The organism is Oceanirhabdus seepicola (assembly GCF_023684385.1).
GTDB classification, from domain to species: domain Bacteria; phylum Bacillota; class Clostridia; order Clostridiales; family Clostridiaceae; genus Oceanirhabdus; species Oceanirhabdus seepicola.
In genome coordinates, this window is sequence record NZ_JAGSOJ010000001.1 from 1,610,677 (window position 1) to 1,637,577 (window position 26,901).

Below are 26,901 nucleotides of genomic sequence, written 5' to 3' on the forward strand. Positions count from 1 at the left end.
ACATTTTTTATATACCTATAGTATCCCTACAAATTCAATCCTTGAAATTTTTTCCTATACACTTTACTCATTTCATCATACACTTCAAAATTTATCATAGTATTTGAATTCTTCAAAGTCTCTTTTGACCCAAGACATAGTATACCACCTTTGGGAAGACTTTCATCAAATAAATTCAAAACTTTATTCTGAAGCTCTTTATTAAAATATATCAAAACATTCCTACAGATAATTACATTCATTTCACCAAAAACCTGGTCAACAACTAGATTATGTTCATTAAACATAATATGTTTTTTTAATGATTGATTAATAATAGCAGACTCATATTTAGCAATGTAATAATCAGAGAAGTCTTTCTTCCCTCCGGCTTCAATGTAATTCCTTGTATAATCTTTAATGGACTCCATTGAAAATATTCCTTCTTCTGCCTTCTTCAAAACCTTTTCATTAAAATCTGTGGCATAAATCTGGCATCTCTCTAAGAGGCCTTCTTCCTTGAGCAATATTGCCATTGAATAAACCTCTTCTCCAGTAGAACAACCTGCATGCCAAATCTTAAGTCGCGGATATGTCATTAAGTACGGAACCACTTCTTTTCTAAAGTATAAGAAAAACTCTGGATCTCTGAACATCTCTGTGACATTTATAGAGAACTCAGAAAGCATTTCCAAGAAGAACAATTCATCATATATAACTCTATGCTGCATCTCAGAAATACTTGAGAAGTTATCTCTCACTTTTTTACTTAATATTCTTCGTTTTATATGAGCTCGAGAATAATCCCTGAAATCATAATCATATTTTTGAAATATTGCTTCCAAAAATAATTGTATCTCTATATCCTCATTATCTAATATTACATCATTTTTACTTATCACGATAACCACACCTTCAAAGTAGATAATAATTTTCCAACGTCAACTGGCTTAGTTAGATAATCATTTGCTCCAGCAGCAATACATTTCTTACGATCTCCTTTCATTGCTTTAGCCGTTAATGCAATTATTGGAATTTCTTTTCTCTCATCTATCTTACGTATTTCTTTAATTGCTTCATAACCATCCTTATGAGGCATCATAATATCCATTAGAATTAGATCAATCGCTTCATTCTCCTTGAACAACTCAATACACTCATTTCCATCAATTGCTGTTAGAACTTCCATTCCATGTTGTTCCAATAGATGGAGTAAAGCAAATACATTTCTTTCATCATCATCCACTAGAAGAATTTTTTTACTGGCCAATGAATCATCTAGATTCTCCTGCTTTTGTTGAGTCGGCTTTTCAATAAAGGTATTTTCTTTATCAGCCTCCCTCATACCATGAAGGAATAATGAAATCTCGTCAACTAATCTATCCTTTGACTTGGAACTCTTAAGTATTATACTTTCCACATGGGGATTTACATCACTGAGTTTATCATTTTTTATATCTTCATCTGTATAGATTATAACTGGAATTTTCTCTTCCCTATTTTCACTTACAGTCTTTATAAATTCAACACCACTCATATCTTCAAGTTCAACATCAAGTACTATACATTCATATTTATCTTCCTTGATTTTCTCTAGCCCTTCTTTACCTGTAAGTACTTTTGACACATCAACATTCCCTAGATTAACAAAGTGATCAAATTCTTCTCCACCACAATGACCAACTACTAGAAGCTTTTCGAATCCATTTTTTGTAACAGACTCAATTTTCCCTAAGGTCTCATAAATTGATTTTATATCTACTGGTTTCTTTAAGAAACCTATTACACTTTGAGGCATTACGATGTTTTCATTTTCTTTACCTGAAATAATATGAATTGGAATATCCTTTGTCTCATCCATCTTTTCAAGCTTTTGTGCTACTAATATTCCATCCATATCAGGTAATCCAATATCTAGAATTATAGCTTCTGGTGGTCGCATCTGCGCTTGTTTAAGTCCCTCTTCACCACTATGAGCCATATTAACTTTATACCCCTTTTCTTCTGAAAGAGATTTTAGAACACTAGCAAAATTAACATCATCCTCAATTATCAATAATCTATTACTATTTTTATTAGACTTTCCAGTCTCTGGTTCTTTAATTTTCACGAATTTTTCACTATCATCTTCACTTGGTTCATTTATTTTCTTTTTCTCATCTTCATAAGAAATTTCTTTTGGCATTGGATATGATAAATTTATTGGCAATATAACAACAAAAACACTTCCCTTACCTAGTTCGCTTTCCAGTAATATCTCTCCACCTAATAAGTTCATAAGTTCTCTGGAAATTGTTAATCCAAGGCCTGTACCACCATACTTACGGCTAGTTGTACCATCCGTTTGCCTAAATGCTTCAAAAATATGATCAAGTTTATCTTCTGGAATTCCAATTCCAGTATCCTTTACCTCTATAGCTACAAATTCATCAGCATCTCCTATTTTTTTTCTTTCCTGGTTATTTAGTCGACGAATTGAAAGTTTAACCATGCCTTCTTCAGTAAATTTTATTGCATTCGATATAAGATTTTTTATTACTTGGTTCACTCTAACTGAATCTGTTGTAATGGTCTTTGGAACAATTGAACTTAAAGAAGTCTCAAACTTTATATTTCTAGACTCTGCAAGAGGTTTAAATAAATTTTCATTTTGTTTTAACAAGTCTTCAAGATTAACTTCATCATGATGAATATCTAAAAAACCAGCTTCAACTTTGGATAAATCTAATATATCATTGATAATATTCAATAAATCATTTCCAGAAGAATGTATTGTCTTTGCAAATTCTTCCTCTTTCTCAGTCATCAATTGATTTCTATCTCTATCACTCAATAGTTGAGATAAAACAAGAATACTATTAAGCGGTGTCCTTAATTCATGAGACATATTTGCAAGGAATTCAGATTTATACTGGTTTGCAATCTCAAGAGCATCTGCCTTTTCAATAATAAGTCCTTGAGACTCAACAAGTTCGTGGTTCTTTTCATCTAATGCTTTCTTCTGCAGCTCCAATTGTCTTGTTCTTGCTTCAAGTTCTTCATTAGATACACGAAGTTCTTCTTGCTGAACCTGTAACTGTCCTTCAGATTCCTTTAATATTCTTGCTTGCTCTTCTAGTTCTTCATTACTTTGCTTAAGTTCTTCCTGCTGTGTTTTTAGTTCTTCTGATTGACTAAGGGTATGATCAAGTAATTCTTTTACCTTCTTATTTACTTCAGCTGAACTAATAGCTATTGCAATAGCATCTGCCATTGCTTCCAATAACCCTATGCTTTCTTCATTTAATTCATGAATGCTACCTATCTCAATGACACTCTTAACATTACCCTCATATACACAAGGAAGTACAGCAATATTTCTAGGTGTTCCCTCCCCTAATCCTGATTGAACTGCAATATAGTTCTCAGGTAGCTCAGATAGAATAAACACTTTTTTCTCTCTTGCACATTGGCCAATAACCCCTTCACCAAGCTTAATCTCTTGAGGCATTCCCTTCCTATTTTTATATGCATATGAAGCAGTCATTCTGAAATTATCTTGTCCATCATTTAGATAGAATGCTCCGATTTCTACATCTAAATAATTACACAAATAAGATATAGTCAAATCACTTATTTCAAGTAAATCTTCATTATTCCTTAACTTATCATTCAATTCAGTCTGTGCAGTCTTTATCCAGTTTTTATATCTAACATCACTCATGATTCCTTTAAGTTTAATCATGAATTCATTAAATGCAGTGGACATTTTACCAAGCTCATCTTTTTTTCCTGAAGGCATACGGAAATCAAGATCCACATCACCTTTAGCTATTTGTTTAAAAGTGTCTGTTAAAGAAGTAATAGGTCTCAAAATCATTCTCAGTAATGTATAACAAATCAATCCAGATAATAAAATGGAAATCAGTGCGAACAGCCCCATCCATCTCATCATAATATTATTTTGTTCTCCCACATTATGTAAATAAAGTAATTTATCATACTCAATTGAAGATACAATACGTTCAATTACTTGTTCAATTCTAGGACCTCGCTCTGCCATCCCTACAATCAAGCGATCTTGTTCTTCAAAAATTTTCTTTAATCCTCTAATTCCTTCCATATATGTTTTCTCATTGTTTAAATAATCCATATAATCGCTTCTATATTGCAGATTCTTTCCTTCTTTTTTTATTTCATCCATATGAGAAACTAATATATTATATAAATCCTCAAATTCATTAAAATTTTCTAAATCATGGAATGTATAATATTTGAATGCTACAAGTCTTGAGTTAAGAATATACTCTAGAGCCTTTGCTACTTCTTTTGCGATAAAAGCTTCATCTTCATTAAATGCTGTCTCCTCCATATTTCTAAGTGAAGTCAATATTCTATTCCCAACTTCTGATGTATCATCAAATAATTCCTTATCCGCTTTCTCTAAGTCAACAATTCTACGGAAATCTGATTCATAAGACTCCAATTCTTTTTCTATTTCTTCCATATATTGAAGCCGCGTTTCATCAACACTTATTGATATATAATCTTCTATAAGATCTTTCATACTTCTTAAATGCTTACTGAATAAATCTTCCTTATTCACATCACCTGTAACCAGAAAGTTTTCATAATTAATACGGCTTCCTAAAAGTTCTGCTTGAATTTTATTAGCAATCACTTGTTCATCAGATATATTTTTAAGAGCTATGAACTGCTTTCTATTTGTATCTAGCCCTTTTAAACCAAATGAAACTGCTACAAGCATTAATATAATAACTGCCATAAATCCAAGGATCATCTTAGTTCTAAGCTTCACATTCTTTACCCAACTAATCAATAACACCACTCCTATTCCATTTTCAAAACACTCCAATAAAACCAATATTTATTTATCATAATTTTCTTTAAACAATCTGTTATTTTTATTTTACACTGTATTCCAAATCTGTGCAAACTAATCCATACCTCGAGTTATTACTACTGAAATAGCCCCTTTATTTCAAAAAATTTCAGTAATCTTCGAAATATAATTCCATTCATTTGCTTTTTTAAGCAGTTAGCTTTACTTTTTTAAAATTTGTAACAGATAGCTTATTACTGTATATATTGATACTATGTTGGTATTAATCCAACATAGTTTGGAGGTTATTATGGAGAAAAAAATGAAATACGATTTAGATGTTGATGAAATATTAGTAATACCTGCCACTGAATCTGCTTCTGTTCTTAGCTTAAATGCTGATTTATATGATATTGAATCAACTAACACTAAAGTGGCATTAATTTCAGCTACAGAATCACCTATTACTACAGTTAATACAGATGGTTCTACACAAGTAACAAATAGATACTATATTCAAAAAACTTCCCCTGAAAGTGAAATTGTTACTGTAGTTTCTAAAGGAAATTTTACATTGTATACTACTGAAAAAACTGAACAAGGGGAACAAACTAACGAATTAGTTAGAATTATGCTTAAATCTAATATAGAAAGTAATACTTAGGTTATTTTCCTATGTTAGAGCAAATTATTAATTCAACCGGATTATCAATTAATTTACCTCTTGAAGGATATACAGCAAAAATAACTGCTCCACATTTCAATATTGATGTACTATCTCCTGCTGAAATCAAACTTATAGAAATTTGTTGTAATACTTTTAAACTTAAAATTAAGACTGATGAGTTTAAAATCGTAACACTGATTAAGAGTTTGATAATTGAGGTATTTAATCCTGATGGGGTTATGATTATTAAAATCGCAGCCCCTTAACAAAACCTAATTAAAAATGGAGAATGATGGATGTTTCTGCTTTAGAGCAGAAACATCCATCATTATAATTCTCCATTTGTTTAAAGTTTTTCATTATGTGCTGATTCTCCTGCTGCTACTTCTTCTACAGCAATAGAACTCTCTTCTAAAAAAGGCTCATACATCATTATTGCATGGTTCTCTGTTACGAACTCATCATCAACTTCTTCTCCAAACATATTAAACACTCTTCTATTGATTATATTATTACGTATATATCCTCCCCACCATCCAGTAGTCAAGAAATGTTCCTTTTCATATATCTCATATGTATATCTTCCCTTTTCATTAGAACGCCATTCTCCATATAGGAATTCATGGTTTATACTCAGATTAAGCTGATATTCCACTTCACTATCATTATATATCTGAAGATCAAGATAATTATATACGCAAGTAGCACCACTTCCAAAGGGCTGAGTTCTTTTAGCATCTGGGAATATGTCATGACTATGCCTATATCTCTCAACAACCTTCAGTGGTGTGTGCAATGTTATCCAATATATCATATTTGAGAGTTGACATAATCCCCCTGCTTCCCCAGCTTTAAATGAACCATCTGGATTTAATATCAATCCATCTACATAACCCTTCTTATAAGTAGGTTTCCCTATTAGCCTCCAATAAGAAAATATCTCTCCAGGTTTTATTATTATCCCATTAATCTTATCTATAGCTATCTTCAAATTAGTAATCTTATTATACTGAAGCTGCATATCTACATCTTTTAATTTTCTCAACAAAGGAGTCTTATGAGTAAATATCTTATACTCTAACTTTTTCTCTGAATGTATTCTTGAAAAGTTCTTGCTTTTAAATATCCATTTTAGATATCTTTTGTATGTATAATACTGCTTTCCTAGATATGCTCTAGACTTTGATCTTACTATGGGCTTTTTTTCAATCATAATTCCCGCCTCCCCGCATACATATTTTATCATATTTGTTAATTCGTTAAAATCATTCTTTTATGTCTTGAACCACACAGAGAAAAAAAATTTTCGAAAACTCTTGCCAAGCAATAATAATTATTATATAATAATAACTGTAAGATAGATAAAACAAAACAAGGTACCATCAAAAGAAAATGATAAATTGAATTTAATCGAAATAAGAAAATAAATTGTTCAAAGGTCAAAAAACAATTATTTAGGAGGATATTATTATGAAAAAGCACGTTTGTTTAGTATGTGGATATGTACACGAGGGAGAGCATGCACCAGATAAATGCCCAGTATGCTCAGCAGGAGCTGAAAAGTTTCAATTATTAGATGAAAACAACATGAAATGGGTTGATGAACATAAAATTGGTGTTGCTAAAGGTGTTGACGAAGAAGTAGTTAAAGGTTTAAGAGAAAACTTCATTGGTGAATGTACTGAAGTAGGTATGTACTTAGCAATGAGCAGACAGGCAGATAGAGAAGGTTACCCAGAAGTAGCAGAAGCTTATAAGCGAATTGCATGGGAAGAAGCTGAACACGCTGCTAAATTTGCTGAATTACTTGGTGACGTTGTAACTGATTCTACTAAGAAAAACCTTGCAATGAGAGTTGAAGCTGAGTACGGTGCTAACAAAGGTAAGAAAGAACTAGCTACTCTAGCTAAGAAACTTAACCTAGATGCTATTCATGATACAGTTCATGAAATGTGTAAAGATGAGGCTAGACATGGTGCTGCATTTAAAGGATTATTAGATAGACACTTCAAATAAGAACACAAAGGCCTTAGAGAATAAAATTCTCTAAGGACTTTTTACATTTTCTCTTTTGTATCTTAATTTCTAACTTTAGTTAAAATAAAAACCATCCTATATTAATAATATATGATGGAATCTAAGAATTGTGTATTTAGGCCAAAGCTCTAAAGAAATTTCTCACTCTGTCCCCATCTTCTAATGTATCAATTTCACTTGGGTTGAAATCAAAACCTATTTTCCCATGCTCCATGAATAATACTCTTTGGGATACCCCTAAAGCTAATTCTTTTTCGTGAGTTACTATAATTAAAGTTATTTTCTCCTTTGCCAGTTCCTTAATAACCTGAACCACTTCCCTTATCGATTCTGGATCAAGGGCTGATGTTGGCTCATCAAATAATATAACCTCAGGTTGCAATGCTAGTGCTCTTGCTATAGCTACTCTTTGTTTCTGTCCACCTGAAAGCTGAGAAGGAAAGGCATCACATTTATTAAAAAGCCCCACTTTTTCTAACATTTGCTCTCCAATTTCTCTTGCCTCATTTTCCTTCATCTTTTTTACAACAACAAGAGCTTCCATTACATTTTCAATGGCACTCTTATGAGGGAATAGATTAAAATTCTGAAACACCATTCCCATTTTTAATAAGAGTTCTCTCTTACTCCTCTTACTCACCTCATCTATTCCATTCTTAACCAGCGATAAGATTTTATTATCAACTTCAATCATTCCTTTATCCAACTTTTCAAGCTGAATAATTGACCTAAGAAAGGTACTTTTCCCTGCCCCTGATGGACCCACTATAGATATAACTTGACCGCTATCAAAACAAGTATTTATTCCTTTAAGAACATTCTCTTCTCCAAATTTTTTCGAAGCATCTATAATTTTTATCATTAGTTTTTCCTCCTTAGGCTGTAAAAGGACACGCGCTGCGTGCGCTTAAAAAGCATATTTTTCCTCAAGTTTCTTCATTAAATGTATGATTACAGATGATATACACAAATATATACCCACTGCTATTATCAAAGGAACTATTGTGAATTCTCTAGTTACAATTTCCTTTGAGTTTCTTAGTATATCTCCAAGCCCAATAACAGACACCATTGCCGTATCTTTAATAAGGTTTATTACCTCATTACATAGAGATGGTAATGCCTTTCTTATTGCCTGAGGAAGGATTACTCTTCTCATTCCCTGAAAATAAGTCATACCAAGAACTTTGAACCCCTCAAACTGCCCTTTATCAACAGAGTTTATTCCTCCTCTGATTATCTCAGTTATATAAGCACCATAGTTCAAAGAATATGCTATAAGTGCTGCTTGAAATGGCGTGAATTTTATTCCCATAACCCCAAGTCCATAGTACGCAAAAATAATCTGCAGCAATAATGGACTACCTCTAAATACCCATGTATAGATATTCAGAAGCTTTCGAACTAATATATTCCCTTTTATTTTTCCAAGAGCACCTATTACTCCAATGGGAAAGGATATTACAAGTGTGGAAAAGAAAATACTGAAGGTGATGGTTGCTCCACTTATAATATATTTCACCATTTCCATTAATTCATTCATGCTCATCTATTTACCGAACCACGTTTCTTTTATCTTATCGAAAGTTCCATCTTCTTTCATATCGATCAAGACTTTATTTAATTCTTCTCCAAATTCACTATCATCTTTTCTAAATCCAACACCATAGCTCTCTCCTCCAAGTGTTTCCTCTAATACTCTATAACTTCCACCATTCTTAGTCATATAATATCTTCCAACAACCTCATCCACAACAACTCCTTGTATTCGACCTGCTTTAAGGTCAAGAAGCGCATCCACATTGTTTGCATATTTTTTTATCTCTTTTATACCAATTTCATCTTTTATATTCTCAAGAACAGCTTGGCTACTACTTCCCATTTGAACTCCTACACTCCTATCATTTAATTCTGCTTTAGTATCAATATCAGATTCTCCTTTAACAACTATAATCTGATTATTTACTAAATACTCATCTGTAAACCCTATCTTTTCCTTCCTCTCCTCTGTTATGGTCAACCCATTCCATATTGCATCAATATCTCCATTATTCAAAGATAGAAGTACTCCATCCCAATCCACAGCTTTAAACTCTACCTCATATCCTATTCTCTTTGCTGCTTCCTTAGCTAGATCTATATCAAATCCAATTATCTCTCCACTTTCACTCCTAAATCCCATCGGAGGAAAATTATCATCTAATCCAACAACAAATTTCTTAATTTCTTCAGAATGCAAATTTTTTCCCCCTTCTGAATTCTTACTACCACACCCTGTTATACCCATAAGTACAACAAGAACCATTAAAACTACTAAAATACTCTTTCTCATGTTTTTCCTCCTTTTCGGACTTTAGGCATATTCAAATACCTTGTCCAACGTTATATTTACATATTATACTTTAGTATAGTAGAGTAGTAAAGTGTTTTTTCAAACTTTTTATTTCCAATTTTATATAACTCTCTTTTTTAAATAAAAAGGCTATGTTTAAAAATAGTGTTGATAATATCATTTAGTTAAATGTAAATAACAATTAATATGAAAATATATGAATTATAATTATAATTATAATAACAATATATGGAAGGAGAATATAAAGATGGAGGAAATGGAAAAGCTTTATACGGTTGAAGATATTGCAAAGATGACTGGTCTTACAACACGTACAATTAGAAATTATCTGAAAGATGGAAGTCTTGAAGGTACAAAAATTGGAGGTCAATGGAGGTTTACTATGAAAGACGTTAAAAAATTATTTAATAAAGGAAATGTAGCAAAAGATATGCAAGATCATCAAAGAGAGCAAGTACTTGATTTTATTGATGGTGTTAACACAGATATGAATGGTCAACTGCAAATTTGTACTATTGCAGATTATTATTGTGATACGAAAAAGGCAGCCAAAGAAATGTCAGATAAGTTAATGACAATAATAAATAATAATGTTGAGGTAACAAAAGGTGGTGCAAATTATTCATATGATTATGTTGAGAAAGAATCAAAAGCAAGATTTATTTTGTTTGGAAACTCTTCGTTTATTATTGAAACATTGAAACAGTTTGAGAAATAAATAATATCAACCTCCCGAAAATTAGGGAGGTATTTTAATAAACTAATATAAAGCAATTGTTCAACATTTATAATGAATACACAATTTCAATATCATTCTTAAACATAGCCAATAAAAAAAAAGCGCACTTTGCGCGCACTACCAACCTTCTATTGTCCAAGCACTATTAAATTAAAATTTCTCGAAGAGAAATGTCAATCATTTTCCATTATACATTCTCCATTATCTTTTATACTTGCTCCCCTTCATCTGGAGTAGATTCACTTCACTTTATTCCAATCCCAACGTTTTTTTCCTTTTGCAAGGGCTACTGTCTTCTTCTTCTCAATAATTTTAAATATAATAAAATCAAAAATTAGAGAACAATAACCAACTAAAATACAAATGATATTGTTAGTTTTCGCTTGAGCTATATCATTTTTTATTAATGCAATTTGTTCCATAGATAGAGCCTTTTCAGAATTAAGTCTTACTTCTAAACTATTTATGTTGACTAGTCTTAATAATATAGCAAACGAGCAAAATATTCCTACTAAAACAAGAGCCGCAAGAACTAAATTAACAACTCCGTTATCAGTACCCTTAATTCCTATTAATATATTCCTCACTAAGATAACAACTACTATAATTAGTAATCCTAACCCTAAGAAAAAGTTAACAAATGAAAACAAAAAATCTCCTCCTTTATAAGTTTTTTTCTCACTAACCTGCTCCTCTTTAAATTACATATATTATCAATACTTCTATATTATATGAAAAACACCTTTATTATTATCTTTTTTCCGAAATAAATATTTATTTAAAGCATAGCTGAATTCAAAAAAATATTGAAGAGTTCCAATCCTTGTTTTAATAGTATTTTTTCATCATAGTTTCTAAAATTCACAGAAAAAAAGAGACCTGCGTGGTCTCTAAGTTTGTTGACAAAGTTATAATATATTGTTATTTCTCTGTTTTTTCTGTTTCAAGACTTTTTACAAACTCTTGATATTTATCATTTATATCAGTATTGTTTATTTTCATTCCATTTTCTTCTCTCATCTTAATTAAAGCTTTATCTCCTAATGTAGCATCAGCAGCTATTTTTTCCTTAGTTAAATCTTCAATTATTTTATTCTTCATTTCTTCTAGTGTATCTTTTTTCTCTTCATCTGTTTTCAATATAATATGATATCCAAATTGTGATTTAACTGGAGTTTTAGTGTATTCATTTACTTTTAGAGCATAAGTAGCTTCTTCAAATTCTGGTACCATCTGCCCTTTTCCGAAGAATCCTAAATCTCCTCCATTTACGGCAGAACCTTTATCTATAGAGAATTCTTTAGCCAATGCTGCAAAATCTTCTCCACTTTCTATCTTTGCTATTAATTCTTCAGCAGTTTTTTTAGCTTTAGCTAAAGCTTCTTCACTTTCCTCTTCTGCACCTATAAGAATGTGACTAGCTTTTACCTTAGGTTCAAAATTATCATAATATGCTTTAATTTCTTCTTCAGTTAAAATATTATCCCCTACGTATTTTTCGATATACTTTTGTCTTTGAAGACTAAGAGATACAATTTTAAGATACTCTTCTTCAGTAGCTATACCATTTTGCATTAATACTGCTTCAAAATTCTCTCCATAATATTCTTTTATTTTTGCAAGTTGCTCATCTGCATTTGATTTCATTTCATCTGTAACTGGATAAAGTTCATTTAATATAGCAGTATCAGCTATTGTTAAAGCAATATTCATACCTGATGCCTTAACCATTTCATCATATAATTCATCCTTAGTTATCTTTCCTTGTTTAAATTCTACAACTGCTTTTTTATCATTATTCTCTGATGCTTTAGCTCCTGTAGTACACCCTGTAAACATTCCTGCCACAAGAAGCGTACACAAGATAGCTCTGAATTTTTTACTTTTTTTAAGCACGGCAAATGCCTCCTCGTTCTGTGAATTTTTCACATTGATCTCACATTATCATATAGGTAAACCTATTAATATTGAAATCATATGGAGATTCCAATGATTTTTCATATTATTGGAAAGTTCATCTATATATACATAGCACATATTTTAACATAAATTTGAAAATTATTATACTATCTTTCAATTATTTTCACACAAACTTAAAATTTTGTTTATATCTCTATAGATATCTTATCTTAAGGTTTAGTTTACCCAAATAATTTTTTTGTATTTTTAACCAAGGACATCTATTCTTTATTCTCTGTTAAATGTTCCTTGTATTCCCTACCACCCCTTCATTTTTTTATTCTTTAGAAATTGAACTGGTACAATTTTACACAAACATGCACCCCGTTGATATAAGCAACATTACATGTGATAAATTCTTTAAGAAATTTTTCAATTTCCTAAAGAATAAAAAAACACCCCAAAGGGTGCAAAAATTAATCTAATTTTTGACGTAACTGTGAATATAGAGGGCAATTTTAAAATTCACAGCGTCTTCGAAATTTCTTAGGTCATATCTAGTGAGTTTTTTGATTTTGTTTAACCTATACGTTAAAGTATTTCTGTGTATAAAAAGCTTTTTGGATGTTTCACTTATATTTAAGTTGTTTTCCAAAAAACTTGTTGCCGTTTGCATAAGTTCTCTTTCTTCAAATATCTTATCCATACCTTGAAACAGTTCATTACTCAGCGTAGTAAGTTTTTTACTCTTAACTCCATTAATTATGATAGGTAATATCATCTGATCATAATAGAAAATATTTTTACCCTTAATTAATCTTTTACCAAGTACCATTGCTTTCATAGCCCTATCATAGCTATTTTTAATATCAAAGATATCATTCACAATGGTTCCTACTGAAATTTTTATTTTTATCATTGTCTCTGAAAGTATAACATCCTGTATACCTTCTTCCAGATTATCTTCAAGAGATGTATCAATAACCACAATTTTCTTGTCATTTAATAAAATTATAGAATTATCAAAAAATTCCTTCAATAAATTATGAATTTCTTCAATATTTTTTCGACATTCTACAATATAGACTTTCATTTTCTTTTTCAACTTAAAATCAAGCTTTTTAAAGAGTTCTTCTGCATATTTTTTATCTATCTCTCCATTTATCAGGCCTTTTATTACATCTTCTTTACTGTCATATTCTTTCTCTTCTTCAATAAATAAAGCCACCATCTCTATGACATCCCGATTGAACTCATTATCATCCTCTATTACAATTACTAATTCTTCATCCATGTGCATATATATTATTCTATTATCAATAAAATTAGTTCCTCTATATATTATGTTTTTATATCTCTTATAATCATATTCTCCAATAGTTTCTTCATTTTTACTCCAGATTGTATTAAAATCACCATCTAGCATGATTAAATCACCTTGGATAATATTCTTAAGTTTTTCTATACCCTGTTTTTTTAAGATTTTACTCAAATTTCTCCTCCTACTGGATTAGAAAATAGCCTTCTCACTTTCTCTATCAAATATATGAATTTTATCAGTAACAAACTTGATTCTTACATCATCTCCAACTGAAGCCTTTATACTTGGATCTACTCTAGCAATTATATTGTATCCATTTGCATTAAGATATAGATATGTTTCTGAACCAAGCATCTCAGTTACTTCAACTTTAGCAAGAATCCCTTCATTACTATCATCTATAAGAACAGATTCAGGTCTGATTCCAAGAAGGATTTCTTTTCCTACATAATGATTTTCTTTGATAATCTTAATTTTATCTTCTGGAATATCAATATTACTATCAAAGAAGTCTAAATACATTTTATCACTATTTTTAACTATTTTACAATCCAAGAAATTCATCTGAGGTGAACCTATGAATGATGCTATAAATCTATTAACAGGATGTTCATATATGGTCTGGGGATTATCTATCTGCTGTACAACCCCATCTTTCATAACTACAATTCTTGATCCCATTGTCATAGCCTCAGTCTGATCATGAGTTACATATACAAAAGTTGTTTGAAGTTCTTTGTGGAGCTTAGAAAGTTCAGCTCTCATCTGAACTCTTAATTTTGCATCAAGATTTGATAATGGTTCATCCATTAAGAAAACCTTAGGCTCTCTTACAATAGCTCTTCCTAAAGCAACTCTCTGTCTCTGTCCTCCAGATAATTGTTTAGGTTTTCTTGGTAATAACTCCTCTATTCCAAGTATTCTAGCAGCATTGTTTACCCTCTTATCAATATCCGCTTTTGGGTACTTCCTCAATTTTAATCCAAAAGCCATATTTTCATACACCGACATATGAGGATATAATGCATAGTTTTGGAACACCATCGCTATATCCCTATCCTTAGGATGAACATCGTTTACTACCTTATCCCCAATATATAATTGACCATCACTGATTTCTTCTAGACCCGCTATCATCCTCAAGGTTGTAGACTTACCACATCCAGATGGCCCAACAAGAACAATAAACTCTTTGTCCTCAATTTCAAAACTCACATCCTTAACAGCATGATAACCATTAGGATATATTTTATTAATTCCCTTTAAGTTTAATCCCGCCATGATTCCCCTCCTAAATTTTTAAGATATATATTCCCCATAAATAACCTTTCTATATAAATCTTACTATATTAACAATATTATGTATATTGATGTTTTAGCCAAAAATATAGCTATGAATTTGTTAAAGTTTAACAAATTCATAGCTATATTTTTATGCTTTTATATTAACTTCAATATTTAACCACTTTTTCTTTACATATCGTCTCATGAGGATTATGCTTCTCAAGGATATATCTAGTGCATAGGATAACCACACTCCAACAAGTCCCATGCCAAGCCATACTCCAAAGATACCAGCTCCTGTTACTCTTACTCCCCATATACCAATAATAGTGGCATACATAGGATATTTGGTATCTCCTGCCCCCTGAAGTGCAGAGGTTATAACAACTGAACAACTTAATGCTGGTTGGAAAATTGCTATTATCTTAAGCACATCTGCAGTTAAATTAATAACCTCAATATCTTTTGAGAATATACCAGCCAATTGCTCTGGAAATATTAAAAATACCAATGCTATAGTCCACATGAAAGCTGTCGACATTATGAAACTTAGAATTCCTACCTTAACTGCCTCATCTGGTTTGTTAGCTCCTAATTTCTGTCCTACCAACGTTGCTGCCGCTATTCCAAATCCCAAACAAGGAAGATAGGTGAGATTCTCAATGGTTCCCCCTATATTATGAGCTGCATAAGCAGTTGTCCCTATATTTATTATCAATGCTCCATATATAATCTGTCCAACTCTCATAACCAACTTTTCAGTAGCTGCTGGCCATCCTATCTTCAATAAAGATTTCTGGACTCCTCTATCTAGAGTTACTTTAAATTTCTTATGAATTTTAAATCTTTTACATAATACAACCAATAAAATAATCACTGCAATAGCTCTGGATATAGTAGTCGCCAGAGCTGCTCCAGCAATACCCATACCCTTGAAGCTTCCCACGCCTCTTACCAAGATGAAATCCAACACCGCATTAATAAAGTTAGATAATATAACAGCAATCATAGGTGTCAGAGTATCACCTGATGCTCTTAATGCGGATGATGCAACCATTATCAAACTCAGAAATACCACCGGGCCTGCAACAATATTAAAATACTCTTTTCCAAGAATAAGAACACTTTCTTCCGCCCCAGTTATACCAAGTATAGGATATGCAAATATAAAACTTATACCACCAAAAATAATACCAAGAATAGCTGTGGTAATTAAACTTTGAGTTATTGCCCTCTTAGCAGCATCCCTATCCCCCTCACCTATATATCTCGCTATTATAGCAGTAGCTCCAACCCCTATTGCAATAAAGAATGACAGGTATATGTTCATTATGAGATTGCTTATCCCCACAGCTGAGACTGCTTCTTTACCTAAACCACCTACGAAATACATATCAACAACCCCGATAAAAAACTGTAGCACATTCTCAATTATAGCAGGGATAGCCAATACAATTATAGCCTTCATCAAAATCTTATTTTCTCTTAGAAATTTCATATTTCCTCCAAGATTCTTAATAACCCCCATAGGGGGTTATTAAAATAATATCACAACTTGGAAGAATTTTCAATAAAAAAAGCACGCTAAGCGTGCCTTAAAAGAAGTTGAGAACTCTCAACTATGTTTTTATTTTAAACTTGTTTTCCGATTAAGCAGTGACCACAAATTGTTCCATCAAGATCTGCTGCTTCAGGCATGTAACCCCACTGTTCAAATCCATATTTTTTTAGAAGGTTTATACTTCTCTCATTAACACTCAATATAAATGCGAAAAGATTTTTTATGTTTAATCTCTCACAATCACCTAATGCATGTTCAACAAGCTTTGAAGCTATTCCTTTTCTATGGTGATTAAAATCAATGTAATAGCTTATCTCTGCTGTTCTAGCAAGTGCTCTTCTTCCTGCTCTGTATGGACTTATTGAACACCATCCAGCAACCTCCCCATCTATTTCCGCTATGTATACTGGATATGTATCACTTTTATGATCAATCATCCACTGTTTTCTATCCTCAGTTGTTATCTTCTCAAGATCAGCAGTTGCCCTCTTAGTCTCAATAGCCTGGTTGTAAATTTTTACTATACCCTCTAAATCCTCCATCGTTGCAAACCTAATTTTAACATTCTCACTCATTAATTTTATCCTCCCTTTGGTATATTGAAAATAGCATAGTATTAGTGCTATTTATTTGAATATGCCTTATCTAATGTAATCGTGATCTTCTCCAAGTTTGATTATAACATCATAGTATTCATTAGAATCATTGATATACTGGATATTATCCATATTCACCTCATCCTCAAATACCTTCCTTGCGTACTCATCTAATCCGTTTATTATAACAACACTCTTGTCTCTCTTAACTCCATCAGTTAATTCAAAATTCCCATATCTTTTTCCTCTTAAGAACTTTGCAAAATCCCCAGCTAGACTTGCTTTGGATGTGCAATTTTCTATTTTTATCCTCAAATACCTTTTATTTAGATATCCATCACCATGGAATAATTTCAATGTATTCATAATATTTCTATCATCCACAAAATAATATGATTGTATGTTTCCCATACTAGGAGCATATTGATTTCCTTCAAAAACTTCTGGAGTTCGCATTTCAACTCCTGATTTTATCTTATTTATCTTCAATGCTAAATCCACCATAGTTCCAAATTCCATATCTGTCTGAATATTATCAGCTACAGAATCAAGTATACTATTCATCTCAAATACAGTTGATACAGAAACCAACTCATTTATTACTTGCCCTATGAAGTATTGCATCTTCTCTATTCTAGCAAAATCTGAACCCCCACCAACTGCTGGTGAAGCGTCTTCGTTATTCTTTCTCCACCTTATATATTCTTCTGCCTTCTTTCCATATAGTCTTACATTGTCCCCTTTATAGAATCTTATCTTTAAGTCCTGTCCCGGGTCATCATATATCATATCCCTATCAATATAAACATCCACTCCACCAATAGCATCAATAAAATCTCTGAATCCTTGATAGTTTATCTTTATAAAGTTATCAATCTTTGTATCAAAAAAATCCTCAACAACCTCAATAGCCTTATATGGTCCACCTATAGCATGAGCCGAATTAATTTTCTGTGTCTTTGAATCAATCTTATCACTATATGTATCCCTTGGTATGGATATAATATTAGTCTGATTTGTTTCTTTATCCAAACTAACAAGCATCATTACATCAGTCCTCGTCCAACTATCTATTCTCTGACTTCTGTTCTCACCATCTATACCCATCACAAGAATATTTAGATATCGTTCCTCATCCTTCTTTCTATCATAAGTATATAAGTCTGATTCTTTAAAAGAGTATTCCTTTTCAGTATCACCAGCACCGTTGTTCCCACCAGTTGGAGTTGTTGGCTTAGTCACAAACATTTTATCAGTCTTACTCTTTATGTAAAGAGTTCCTGCTCCTAGTCCTGCTCCTATAAGCACTAGTGATATAAATAATATCAAACTTATAGATCTTAAAACGCTTTTTTTCTTTTTAACTTTTCTTTTTCCTCTACGCCCTTTATTTGATATAGGCTTGCTTTTTTGTGGACTTCTTTGGGTATTTCCCCTATTTGTTTTAGTAGTACTTCTTCCCCCTCTTGAAGATGTTGAAGAAGGTTTTCTTTTTCTTACTCTACTCATATTTTTCCCCTTCTGCTATTATAATTTTCTCATTTTTCACCATCATTTTCACTTCTCTTATTATATGACGATTTATACTCTCAAAAGTTAAAATTCGGTTAAATTTTCAGCTTAAAAACCATCCAACACTATTTATGTATTATATCCAATCTAAATCATCACAGATCATAACTTCGTATCTATATTTCTTAAGATCCACTTTGTTTCCCTTGTGAACCTGAACACCTTCTTCTTCTAAAAGTTTTGTCTGTAATTCTAAGCCTTCGCCAGTTAAGGAAATTTCTCCTTTTGAGTTTATAATCCTATGCCATGGAAGATTATGAGTCTTACTCATTGAATGAAGTATTCTTGAAACTTGTCGTGCTCCTCTTGAATTACCTGCTGCTGTGGCTATTCCTCCATAGGTCATCACCTTTCCAGCAGGTATTCCAGTAATTATCTCTATCACACTTTTCGTAAACTCTGTCATAAATTGTACACCTTCTTTTATAAATTTCTCCAACTTCTTCATTAATGCTGCATAAGGCACATTCAAATACTAATTTATTCACTTTACATATATGTGTTATTTCCATTGTTCCTTAAGAATAACTCTCTATCCTATATATAACATACAAATCGCTAATTTTCTACACAGAAATGAAACTCTTCGCCCATTAATCAAGCAAAGAGTTTTCTTCCTTATTTATTCTTAAAGTAACTTCTTTTCAGTTTCTTCAATAGCTCATTCTTCCTATATAGCATAGTTGGATAAGGTACCCCCTTTGCTTTAGCATAATTAACTAGCTTCACCCCCTCTAAAAAATAACATTTGATAAGTTCCTGTTCTTCCTTAATTAATTTATCTATAGTGTCTCTTAGCCATTTCACATCTTCATAAATCATAATATGTTCCTCAAGTGAAAACTCATCTGTACCCATAATATCTACAATCTCATTATCATAATATACAACTCTATTCACCTTATGCTTTCTCACCATATAATTAAAATTATTTTTAATTCCCATTATTACATACCCATAGAAAGAATTTGATCCAAGCTTATAACTCTTTATGCATTTTAATACTGTAAGATAGCCATACTGTACAAGGTCTTCTAATTCCATTGAGGGTATTTTATATCTCAATGCTTCTTTAATTATATACCCGTTGAACAAATCAATAATTTCACTGACTGCTTTTTTATCGCCACTTTTAGCCCTTTCTAGAAGAACTTTTAAAACATCATTTTCTATTTTCATCTTTATCGTCCCCTTTTGCACGCTTTTGGGACATTCCGGAATATCTCTTACATATATTTTATAACTTCAATATATTAGAAACAAGAATATGATTTTTCACTTCTTATGAAAGTCTTTATACATATGAAAAAAGACTTTCACAAATATAAATATACAGTCACTTCCTGTTGAAATATACACGTTGGATTCATGTCATATACTGTATTAATTCTTCAGTATGACTAATAGTGTGTAATATATCGCGTTTTTTTATTTCTGACTTTTCAATATCTTTTGACATATCATTCTTTATGTCATATAATGGACAAGAAAGAAATTATAATAATTTTTAGGAGGTCGTTTTGATGAATACAAATAAATTAAATATGTTAAATGTATTAAATGAAATTGTATCATCAAGTGAATATTTTTTTACGAACGACCTATATGAAGAAGTTTAATATATTAAATTGAATTTAATGTAGCCATAGGGAGTTCCCCCTATGGCTTTTATTATATCTAATAGTATTAAGGTAATCTCACTTGCTTCAATACCTGAATAATAAATATGTTCTGTAAAAGTCATGCTAAGCTCTGCTTAATGTGGCTTTTATTTTTTTGAAATCTTTATATTAAAGATTTCATCAAAATTTTGGGGAATTCCTATTCAAAAATTTTATTCTATATATTAATTTTTCTTAATAAAAAATTATGTCTTATACAATTATTAATTATCATCAGGGAGGGATATAAATGAGTTATAATTCATCAACTATCAACAAATTACTTAAACCTTATAAAGGTTTACCAAAAGAAATATACATAATATTTATAGCAAAAATAGTGAATGCGCTAGGCATGTTCGTATTTCCACTTTTAACCTTGCTTCTTACTAAAAAATTAGGCCTTAGCACTACTGAAGCTGGTATTTGGATAACAGCCTCCGGTTTAGTTTTTATGCCTGCTGGTCTTATAGGAGGAAAACTTGCAGATTCCTATGGGCGAAAAAAACTAATAATCGTATTTGATACACTTGCAGCACTATGTTACATAATCTGTGCAATCATCCCACCATCTATGACTATGGTATACCTCATAGTTGCTGCTGGATTTTTTATGGGTGTAGGTGATCCTGCTCATAGTAGTATAATCGCTGATTTAACTACTCCTGAGAATCGTGATGGTGCTTTTTCCCTCACTTATCTAGGATTTAACATCGGCTTCGCAGTTGGACCTGCAATTGGAGGACTCTTATTCGAGAATCATTTAAGACTTTTCTTCTTAGTTGATGCAATTACAGCACTTATGGCACTAACCTTAATCTACTTCTTTGTTGGGGAAACAATCCATAAAACTAAAGAAGAAGTTACTGAAGATAGAGCTATGGAACAAATAGCTACTGGTTCAATATTCAGTGTTCTTATAAAAAGACCAATGCTTCTACTATTTTCAGTAGTTGCTATTGGATATAACTTTGTATATGCTCAATGGGGATATTTAATTCCTTTGCATGTTGAAAATAATTTCGTAAATGAAGGTGCTAAACTATATGGCTGGATGGCTAGCGCAAATGGAGCTATTGTTATGATCTTCACAGCTATACTTACAGCTATATTTATCAAGAAATCAAATATAAGAAAGATGGTTTACGGAGGAGTACTATATGTTATAGGGTTTGGTATGTTAGGCTTCGTAAGCACTAAGATTGCCTTCTTCGTATCTGTATTCATATTTACATTAGGGGAGATATTGGTTACAATCAGCTTTATGCCATTCATTGCCAATCACACACCAGCCTCCCATAGAGGACGTATGAATTCTATTCTCCCACTTCTAATGGGACTTGGATATACACTAGCTCCTGTATTAACAGGGAAAGCATTAGAATATATCTCAATTCCAACTGCTTGGAAGATCATAGGAGCTATAATGATAATTTCTACCTTGCTAATGGCATTACTGGATAACATAGATAATAGAAAAAGCACTGTGAACCGTGCTTAAAAACAAGTTTAGAGTAGAGAGTGGAGAACGAATGTCAATCGTTCTCCACTCTCTACTTCCAACTCTCCACTTCTTTTTAGTCCTCCCCATGCCATAATATTTCTTTAGAATTTTCAGTAAATTTTGACTTTTAGTGAAAAATATTGTATAATAAATTTATAAAACATAGCTAATTAAGCTAAAGGAAGATTATGGGTTGCCTCCTAGTGATCTTCACTACATAATTATTGGAATATTACATTTTTTTTAAATTTGTTTTATTCCAATAAACATTCAGAGATGCTGTTACACCGGTAACAGCATCTTTGTTTTGTCATTTTATTTCTATTAATCTTGCTAAGCACCTTAATCTGTTCCTATTCTTTATTCTCTGTTCTTTAAATCTACTGTATCATCATAAATCTTAAAACAAAAAGTACTGCAAGTATATATGTAATAGGATGTACCTCTTTGTACTTTCCAACAGCTACTTTCATAATAGGATAGAATATGATTCCGGCTGCTATACCGTTAGCTATACTATAAGTAAATGGCATAAGAGCTATTGTTAAGAATGCTGGTACTGCTTCACTTAAATCTGAGAAATTAACATCCTTAATAGATTCCATCATAAGAACTCCAACTACAATAAGTGCTGGTGCTGTAGCCTGCGCTGGTACTATTCCAACGATTCCACCTAAGAATACTGATGCTGCAAATAACACACCCACCACTAAAGTTGTTAATCCAGTTCTTCCACCTTCAGCTATTCCCGCTGCAGATTCAATATATGTAGAAGTAGTTGTCATCCCAAACATTGAACCAAATGTTGTTGATATTGCATCTGTAAGTAATGCCTTTCTCATGTTTCTTATCTTCCCATCAGGCTGGATCATTTCTGCTCTCTGAGCTGTTCCAACCAATGTTCCTAATGTATCAAATAAATCAACTAAGCTGAATGTAAATACAACCATTATTATACTAGTTATTGCTCCAACTATTCCATTTCCATTATGAGCAAATAGCCCTTGGAAATCCATTTTCATGAATGTTGGCATTATTGATGTAGGTGCACTTAATATTTTCAAACCAGCAACCTGTGTAATTCCCATAGGTATACCGATTATTGTAGTTGCTAATATAGAAATTAGCATTGCTCCTTTAACTTTTCTAACCATCAATACACACATAATAGCTAGTCCAATTATTGTAAGCAATACATTCTTATCAGTAAAATTTCCAAACCTAACAAGTGTTCCAGGATCAGCTACCACTATTCCCCCACTCTTTAGTCCTATAAGTGCTACGAAAAGACCAATTCCTGCTGTCATTGCTACTTTTATATTCTTTGGCAGACACTCAACAATTTTTTCTCTTAATGAAGTTACTGTAATAGTAACAAATAACAATCCTGATATAGTTACCGCCGCTAATCCTTGTTGCCAAGTGTACCCTAATGTTAAACAAACACTATATGTAAAGAATGCTGTAAGGCCTATACCTGGTGCAACTGCAAATGGTAAGTTACCATACAGAGACATTATCAATGTTCCTATAGCAGACACTATACACATTGCAACGAAAGCAGCTCCAACCACTGGATCATTCATAGTATTTAAACCATTAGCCGCATCTCCCATAAGTCCAAGACTATTCATTCCAGAAGCCTTTAATATATTAGGGATTACTAGCAATGCATAAGCCATTGTAATAAAAGTTGTGAATCCTGCCAATATCTCGGTTTTTATATTGGTATTATGTTCCTTCAATTGAAAATATGATTCTAAGAAATTTCCTTTAGCTTTATCTTTAGTATTCATAAACTGCTCCCTCTAACAACAATTTTGTAAATCAAAAAAATTCCCGTCCTCAAGATAATAAGTAATCCTAATGACAGAAATTCTGAACAAAATTATTTAGCTGGATTACCCATAGCGAGAAATTTACGGTGTCTCGTAGAAACTTTTGATCCATATTATCAAAAATATATGAGTTTCGGTTTAAGTTTTTAATTTCTTTAAATGATAACACCTGAACATTCCATGGTCAATACGCTTTATAATATTCGTATTATTTAGAATCTTTGGACACAGCGCTCATGTTATGGTAATATTTTCATATAAACATATTGTTTTATTGGAGGCGTAATATTATGATTGAGAAAACCATGGCATACATAGTTCTTATGGTTGGAATTTTAATATTTATTTTTGATTGCATTCGGCGTTCCCAAGAAAAATTCTTTTTAAAAAATCGAGAAGATTATACAATTTTAGATAAAGATGAACTGTACTTAGTCCATATGAATCGTTCAATACTAAGATTAGCTGGAGCAATTGGATTTGGCATTTGTCTCTTCTATGATTATAATTTGATTCCTATAACTCTTTATAACTTTTTACCTGATTTTTATTTCAATAGGAAATCTAAAGATTTATATATTGATAAAACTGTTGATTCATAAAACTTAATTTTAGAGAGGACAACATCATGACTTATAAAATTATTTTATTCTTTGTAATTCCCGTTGCTGCTGTTGTAATATTTATTTTTGATTATAATCTTCGTAAGAAAAAGGATTATTCTTCATTAAATATTGAAAAAGACAATGTAATTAATGAATGTAAATTTTGGAAAGTTCATAGAAATCAATCTATACTTAAATTAATCTCTTACCTTATTTTTGCGATTTACCCTTTATTTTTTACTATAAATCCTTATCGTACATTAATTATGGTTTGCTTTTGTCAAATACCCGGCATTTACTATTGGATAGCAAAAAGAAAGTTATTAATATAAAAAAGAGTACACTTTTCAAACTTCAGAATTTCAGACTGTTGAAAAAGTCCAAGGTCAAGGAACAAGGCGAACGAGCAGCGCAGAGAGTCTTAGTGACGCCGAAATTGGGCTTTTTCAGCAGTCTGAAAAAGGTAGCCACAAGGGCTACCTATCTTCTCTGGTACCTATAACGCTTGTAATCACCCTTGTAAGATTCAATATGGATTGATTTAGAATTTCAATCTTCTTATCAAATCTTACTAAGAGATATATACACATAGCTATGGGGAACCCGAGAGTGCCTATAATTTTGGATAACTCCTCATACATATTGCACCCTCCTTCTACGTTATAAGTAAGTTTATATATATTCAAGGTGGGGAAACCTTTCAATAGAATATATGCAGTTTAAATGCTTTTTTATAAGATTTTTAATATTTCTTTTTCATAATTCTCATAAAAATTAACATCACAATAACTCCAAGTAATGTTAGTGCTAGATTTATGGCTAGTTCTATAGGGTTAACCATTTTAATCGACCCTTCTCCTCCCATACCTGGGAACCCTCCTGGCAAATTCTCCATAAACTCCATCATCATATCCATAGGTGGCATTTCACCATTCTCTATATAACTTCTTAATTCTTCTGGCATATCCTCAATATTTACTCCAGGTGGTAAACCACCTATAATTGCATTTTTACTATCTTCTTTACCTTCTTCTTTAGGACGATTCATACCATTCTGTCCATTAACAGGGATTGTTTCTTCGATATTTTCAGGCCTACCACCTTTTCCATTCTGTCCACCCAATCCACCGAAACCACCTTTTCCGCCCAGACCACTTTCACCTTCATTACCTTGTCCATTATTGGTACTTGGTATAGTTCCATCAAGCTGTTTCTGTACGTTTTCATTCCTATTTTTAACAAAGTTTAATAAGCTAAGGCTATTTTCAGTATCATTAAATAAAGCATCTTCAAATTCCTTATATGTGAAGAATGAAGTTGGATCAGTTTTAACATAACTATTAATCATTTGATAAGTTTTCAAAACCTTGTTTGTAAACCTATCTTCTGAAAGATATCCGTCAATTAATATTTGTATATATTCATGATACTGCTCAACATATTCCTCATTCTTGAATATCGCTTCTATTAGAGGGTATTTTGCCATTTCACCTTTTACAGGCTCATCTATCAAAAACTGAATTGCCTGTTCCTCAGTTACTCCCATAGTAAATCCATTGAATATCATATTTAGATCCCATGCTATCCATTCAAAAACTCCATTATTATTGTACAAATAGTAGTTATGATACATTCCACCTTGATAGGCATCCAGATGTACTGTTATTGTGCTCATTGCCAGGTACTTTAAGAAAGAGTCTACATTAAGTACAGATTCTAAATCTCCACCTTCTTCAATCACCTTCATGAATTTTATTATGTCATTATTATTATACACACTCTTATTCTTAGGAATAAGTGCAGTATAATCATCTGAGTTATCTGAAATATATTTAAGATCAGCACCTCTTGCCATCTCCGGTTTGTATAGCTCACCTGTCCCATTTCCATAGTGCTCTTTTAAGAAACTCTCATTTACTTGCTCCACCGCTAAATATAATCCAACATACTCATCATTAATATATAGTGCAACATAGTTTGTCCTTGATGCATCTGCCCCTAATTCATCCATCATCTCATATCCTAAATACTCATACATCATAGAAGGATCACCGAATATATTGTTCAGATTAATCTTTGTTATTCCATATAAATTCTGATCGTTTGCATAATAATCAAAATCAACTTTATAACTAAATCTTGTACTATCTGAATTAGCCACATGCATCAAACTTGAATTTCCCTTTGGTCTGATTCCCACACTCTTAAAATTGTATCCATTATAGTCAATGTCTGCCTCAACAATTTCTTCAGACATAGCATTTTCAATCATATTCTTATATGTCTCCTCATCTATGGTGATTTTAACATCTATCACACTATCATGAGGAAACACCACCTTATCAACCTTACTCACGCTTGTACTAGCCGAAATACTGCTTTTACTTACAAAGTTATCTATTGAAACTAAGAGTATTGAAACACATAAAAATACACCTAAGCTCTTTATCCACTTCACATTCT

25 protein-coding genes and 1 riboswitch are annotated in these 26,901 nt (G+C 31.8%); of the genes, 7 read left to right on the forward strand and 18 right to left on the reverse strand.

Annotated features, from left to right (window positions below; all coding sequences use genetic code 11):
* Positions 1-26: 26 nt before the first annotated feature.
* Both KDK92_RS07130 and KDK92_RS07135 read right to left on the reverse strand, forming a co-directional pair.
* A complete protein-coding gene (locus tag KDK92_RS07130) occupies positions 27-881 on the reverse strand; it encodes a CheR family methyltransferase (RefSeq protein WP_250858505.1) in 855 nt (284 codons plus the stop codon).
* Complete coding sequence (locus KDK92_RS07135; RefSeq protein WP_250858506.1) at positions 878-4,798, reverse strand: response regulator; 3,921 nt, start codon at positions 4,796-4,798, stop codon at positions 878-880. The genes KDK92_RS07130 and KDK92_RS07135 overlap by 4 nt, the downstream gene beginning before the upstream one ends.
* A gap of 313 nt (positions 4,799-5,111) precedes the next feature.
* Between KDK92_RS07135 and KDK92_RS07140 the strand changes: the two genes are divergently transcribed.
* The gene (locus tag KDK92_RS07140; protein WP_250858507.1) at positions 5,112-5,465 is read left to right on the forward strand and encodes a hypothetical protein; all 354 of its coding nucleotides are present in this window, start codon (positions 5,112-5,114) and stop codon (positions 5,463-5,465) included.
* 11 nt (positions 5,466-5,476) lie between these two features.
* On the forward strand, positions 5,477-5,734 hold the full coding sequence (locus KDK92_RS07145; protein ID WP_250858508.1) for a hypothetical protein: 258 nt from the start codon (positions 5,477-5,479) through the stop codon (positions 5,732-5,734).
* Between the two features lie 80 nt (positions 5,735-5,814).
* On the opposite strand, the gene KDK92_RS07150 is transcribed toward KDK92_RS07145, so the two are convergent.
* Positions 5,815-6,681 (reverse strand): VanW family protein, encoded by an 867-nt coding sequence (locus KDK92_RS07150; RefSeq protein WP_250858509.1) that lies wholly within the window; start codon positions 6,679-6,681, stop codon positions 5,815-5,817.
* 257 nt (positions 6,682-6,938) lie between these two features.
* Here KDK92_RS07150 and KDK92_RS07155 point away from each other — a divergent pair, with 257 nt between their 5' ends.
* Positions 6,939-7,484, forward strand: a complete 546-nt coding sequence (locus KDK92_RS07155; protein ID WP_250858510.1) for an NADH peroxidase — start codon at positions 6,939-6,941, stop codon at positions 7,482-7,484.
* Between the two features lie 136 nt (positions 7,485-7,620).
* Here the strand turns inward: KDK92_RS07155 and KDK92_RS07160 are convergent, their stop codons facing one another.
* The 3 genes from KDK92_RS07160 to KDK92_RS07170 are packed head-to-tail and all read right to left on the reverse strand — an operon-like array spanning position 7,621 to position 9,837.
* Positions 7,621-8,367: an amino acid ABC transporter ATP-binding protein gene (locus tag KDK92_RS07160; RefSeq protein WP_250858511.1), complete on the reverse strand. Its 747-nt coding sequence runs from the start codon at positions 8,365-8,367 to the stop codon at positions 7,621-7,623.
* A 45-nt stretch (positions 8,368-8,412) separates the two neighbouring features.
* Positions 8,413-9,048, reverse strand: coding sequence for an amino acid ABC transporter permease (locus KDK92_RS07165; protein ID WP_250858512.1), 636 nt, complete (start codon positions 9,046-9,048; stop codon positions 8,413-8,415).
* Positions 9,049-9,054: 6 nt separating this feature from the next.
* Positions 9,055-9,837 carry an amino acid ABC transporter substrate-binding protein gene (locus KDK92_RS07170; protein ID WP_250858513.1) on the reverse strand — a complete coding sequence of 261 codons (783 nt, stop codon included), beginning with the start codon at positions 9,835-9,837 and terminating at the stop codon, positions 9,055-9,057.
* 268 nt (positions 9,838-10,105) lie between these two features.
* Between KDK92_RS07170 and KDK92_RS07175 the strand changes: the two genes are divergently transcribed.
* Positions 10,106-10,576: a helix-turn-helix domain-containing protein gene (locus KDK92_RS07175; protein WP_250858514.1), complete on the forward strand. Its 471-nt coding sequence runs from the start codon at positions 10,106-10,108 to the stop codon at positions 10,574-10,576.
* A 260-nt stretch (positions 10,577-10,836) separates the two neighbouring features.
* Here KDK92_RS07175 and KDK92_RS07180 read toward each other — a convergent pair whose 3' ends face one another.
* The 9 genes from KDK92_RS07180 to KDK92_RS07220 form a co-directional block, all read right to left on the reverse strand.
* Complete coding sequence (locus KDK92_RS07180) at positions 10,837-11,247, reverse strand: hypothetical protein (RefSeq protein WP_250858515.1); 411 nt, start codon at positions 11,245-11,247, stop codon at positions 10,837-10,839.
* A gap of 271 nt (positions 11,248-11,518) precedes the next feature.
* Positions 11,519-12,493 carry a peptidylprolyl isomerase gene (locus tag KDK92_RS07185; RefSeq protein ID WP_250858516.1) on the reverse strand — a complete coding sequence of 325 codons (975 nt, stop codon included), beginning with the start codon at positions 12,491-12,493 and terminating at the stop codon, positions 11,519-11,521.
* Between the two features lie 484 nt (positions 12,494-12,977).
* Positions 12,978-13,988, reverse strand: coding sequence for a PucR family transcriptional regulator (locus KDK92_RS07190; protein ID WP_250858517.1), 1,011 nt, complete (start codon positions 13,986-13,988; stop codon positions 12,978-12,980).
* A gap of 18 nt (positions 13,989-14,006) precedes the next feature.
* Positions 14,007-15,098, reverse strand: a complete 1,092-nt coding sequence (locus tag KDK92_RS07195) for an ABC transporter ATP-binding protein (RefSeq protein WP_250858518.1) — start codon at positions 15,096-15,098, stop codon at positions 14,007-14,009.
* A 151-nt stretch (positions 15,099-15,249) separates the two neighbouring features.
* A complete protein-coding gene (locus KDK92_RS07200) occupies positions 15,250-16,599 on the reverse strand; it encodes an MATE family efflux transporter (protein ID WP_250858519.1) in 1,350 nt (449 codons plus the stop codon).
* Positions 16,600-16,733: 134 nt separating this feature from the next.
* Positions 16,734-17,237: a GNAT family N-acetyltransferase gene (locus KDK92_RS07205; protein ID WP_250858520.1), complete on the reverse strand. Its 504-nt coding sequence runs from the start codon at positions 17,235-17,237 to the stop codon at positions 16,734-16,736.
* A 66-nt stretch (positions 17,238-17,303) separates the two neighbouring features.
* Positions 17,304-18,767 carry an LCP family protein gene (locus tag KDK92_RS07210; protein WP_250858521.1) on the reverse strand — a complete coding sequence of 488 codons (1,464 nt, stop codon included), beginning with the start codon at positions 18,765-18,767 and terminating at the stop codon, positions 17,304-17,306.
* Between the two features lie 139 nt (positions 18,768-18,906).
* Positions 18,907-19,278 (reverse strand): MGMT family protein, encoded by a 372-nt coding sequence (locus KDK92_RS07215; protein WP_250858522.1) that lies wholly within the window; start codon positions 19,276-19,278, stop codon positions 18,907-18,909.
* A 170-nt stretch (positions 19,279-19,448) separates the two neighbouring features.
* A complete protein-coding gene (locus tag KDK92_RS07220) occupies positions 19,449-20,009 on the reverse strand; it encodes a sigma-70 family RNA polymerase sigma factor (protein ID WP_250858523.1) in 561 nt (186 codons plus the stop codon).
* A gap of 732 nt (positions 20,010-20,741) precedes the next feature.
* On the opposite strand from KDK92_RS07220, the gene KDK92_RS07225 reads away from it, so the two are divergent.
* Entirely contained in the window at positions 20,742-21,992 is a 1,251-nt protein-coding gene (locus tag KDK92_RS07225; RefSeq protein ID WP_250858524.1) for an MFS transporter, read from the forward strand.
* Positions 21,993-22,375: 383 nt separating this feature from the next.
* Here KDK92_RS07225 and KDK92_RS07230 read toward each other — a convergent pair whose 3' ends face one another.
* Positions 22,376-23,791: an NCS2 family permease gene (locus KDK92_RS07230; protein ID WP_250858525.1), complete on the reverse strand. Its 1,416-nt coding sequence runs from the start codon at positions 23,789-23,791 to the stop codon at positions 22,376-22,378.
* A 92-nt stretch (positions 23,792-23,883) separates the two neighbouring features.
* Positions 23,884-23,983: riboswitch (purine riboswitch) on the reverse strand.
* Between the two features lie 140 nt (positions 23,984-24,123).
* On the opposite strand from KDK92_RS07230, the gene KDK92_RS07235 reads away from it, so the two are divergent.
* A complete protein-coding gene (locus KDK92_RS07235) occupies positions 24,124-24,435 on the forward strand; it encodes a hypothetical protein (RefSeq protein ID WP_250858526.1) in 312 nt (103 codons plus the stop codon).
* Between the two features lie 26 nt (positions 24,436-24,461).
* A complete protein-coding gene (locus KDK92_RS07240; protein WP_250858527.1) occupies positions 24,462-24,770 on the forward strand; it encodes a hypothetical protein in 309 nt (102 codons plus the stop codon).
* A gap of 144 nt (positions 24,771-24,914) precedes the next feature.
* On the opposite strand, the gene KDK92_RS24510 is transcribed toward KDK92_RS07240, so the two are convergent.
* Together KDK92_RS24510 and KDK92_RS07245 are read right to left on the reverse strand one after the other, a co-directional pair.
* Entirely contained in the window at positions 24,915-25,079 is a 165-nt protein-coding gene (locus KDK92_RS24510; protein ID WP_276575877.1) for a YvrJ family protein, read from the reverse strand.
* Between the two features lie 101 nt (positions 25,080-25,180).
* Complete coding sequence (locus KDK92_RS07245) at positions 25,181-26,896, reverse strand: CotH kinase family protein (protein ID WP_250858528.1); 1,716 nt, start codon at positions 26,894-26,896, stop codon at positions 25,181-25,183.
* Between the last annotated feature and the right edge of the window lie 5 nt (positions 26,897-26,901).

Bases quoted from the DNA above. Each gene is read 5' to 3' on its own strand.
- KDK92_RS07205 (WP_250858520.1), bottom strand. From the start codon at position 17,237: ATGAGTGAGAATGTTAAAATTAGGTTTGCAACGATGGAGGATTTAGAG.
- KDK92_RS07165 (WP_250858512.1), bottom strand. From the start codon at position 9,048: ATGAATGAATTAATGGAAATGGTGAAATATATTATAAGTGGAGCAACC.
- KDK92_RS07210 (WP_250858521.1), bottom strand. From the start codon at position 18,767: ATGAGTAGAGTAAGAAAAAGAAAACCTTCTTCAACATCTTCAAGAGGG.
- KDK92_RS07170 (WP_250858513.1), bottom strand. From the start codon at position 9,837: ATGAGAAAGAGTATTTTAGTAGTTTTAATGGTTCTTGTTGTACTTATG.
- KDK92_RS07225 (WP_250858524.1), top strand. From the start codon at position 20,742: ATGAGTTATAATTCATCAACTATCAACAAATTACTTAAACCTTATAAA.
- KDK92_RS07230 (WP_250858525.1), bottom strand. From the start codon at position 23,791: ATGAATACTAAAGATAAAGCTAAAGGAAATTTCTTAGAATCATATTTT.
- KDK92_RS07215 (WP_250858522.1), bottom strand. From the start codon at position 19,278: ATGAAGAAGTTGGAGAAATTTATAAAAGAAGGTGTACAATTTATGACA.
- KDK92_RS07240 (WP_250858527.1), top strand. From the start codon at position 24,462: ATGACTTATAAAATTATTTTATTCTTTGTAATTCCCGTTGCTGCTGTT.
- KDK92_RS07220 (WP_250858523.1), bottom strand. From the start codon at position 20,009: ATGAAAATAGAAAATGATGTTTTAAAAGTTCTTCTAGAAAGGGCTAAA.
- KDK92_RS07235 (WP_250858526.1), top strand. From the start codon at position 24,124: ATGATTGAGAAAACCATGGCATACATAGTTCTTATGGTTGGAATTTTA.
- KDK92_RS07145 (WP_250858508.1), top strand. From the start codon at position 5,477: ATGTTAGAGCAAATTATTAATTCAACCGGATTATCAATTAATTTACCT.
- KDK92_RS07160 (WP_250858511.1), bottom strand. From the start codon at position 8,367: ATGATAAAAATTATAGATGCTTCGAAAAAATTTGGAGAAGAGAATGTT.
- KDK92_RS07200 (WP_250858519.1), bottom strand. From the start codon at position 16,599: ATGAAATTTCTAAGAGAAAATAAGATTTTGATGAAGGCTATAATTGTA.
- KDK92_RS07175 (WP_250858514.1), top strand. From the start codon at position 10,106: ATGGAGGAAATGGAAAAGCTTTATACGGTTGAAGATATTGCAAAGATG.
- KDK92_RS07140 (WP_250858507.1), top strand. From the start codon at position 5,112: ATGGAGAAAAAAATGAAATACGATTTAGATGTTGATGAAATATTAGTA.
- KDK92_RS07150 (WP_250858509.1), bottom strand. From the start codon at position 6,681: ATGATTGAAAAAAAGCCCATAGTAAGATCAAAGTCTAGAGCATATCTA.
- KDK92_RS24510 (WP_276575877.1), bottom strand. From the start codon at position 25,079: ATGTATGAGGAGTTATCCAAAATTATAGGCACTCTCGGGTTCCCCATA.
- KDK92_RS07195 (WP_250858518.1), bottom strand. From the start codon at position 15,098: ATGGCGGGATTAAACTTAAAGGGAATTAATAAAATATATCCTAATGGT.
- KDK92_RS07155 (WP_250858510.1), top strand. From the start codon at position 6,939: ATGAAAAAGCACGTTTGTTTAGTATGTGGATATGTACACGAGGGAGAG.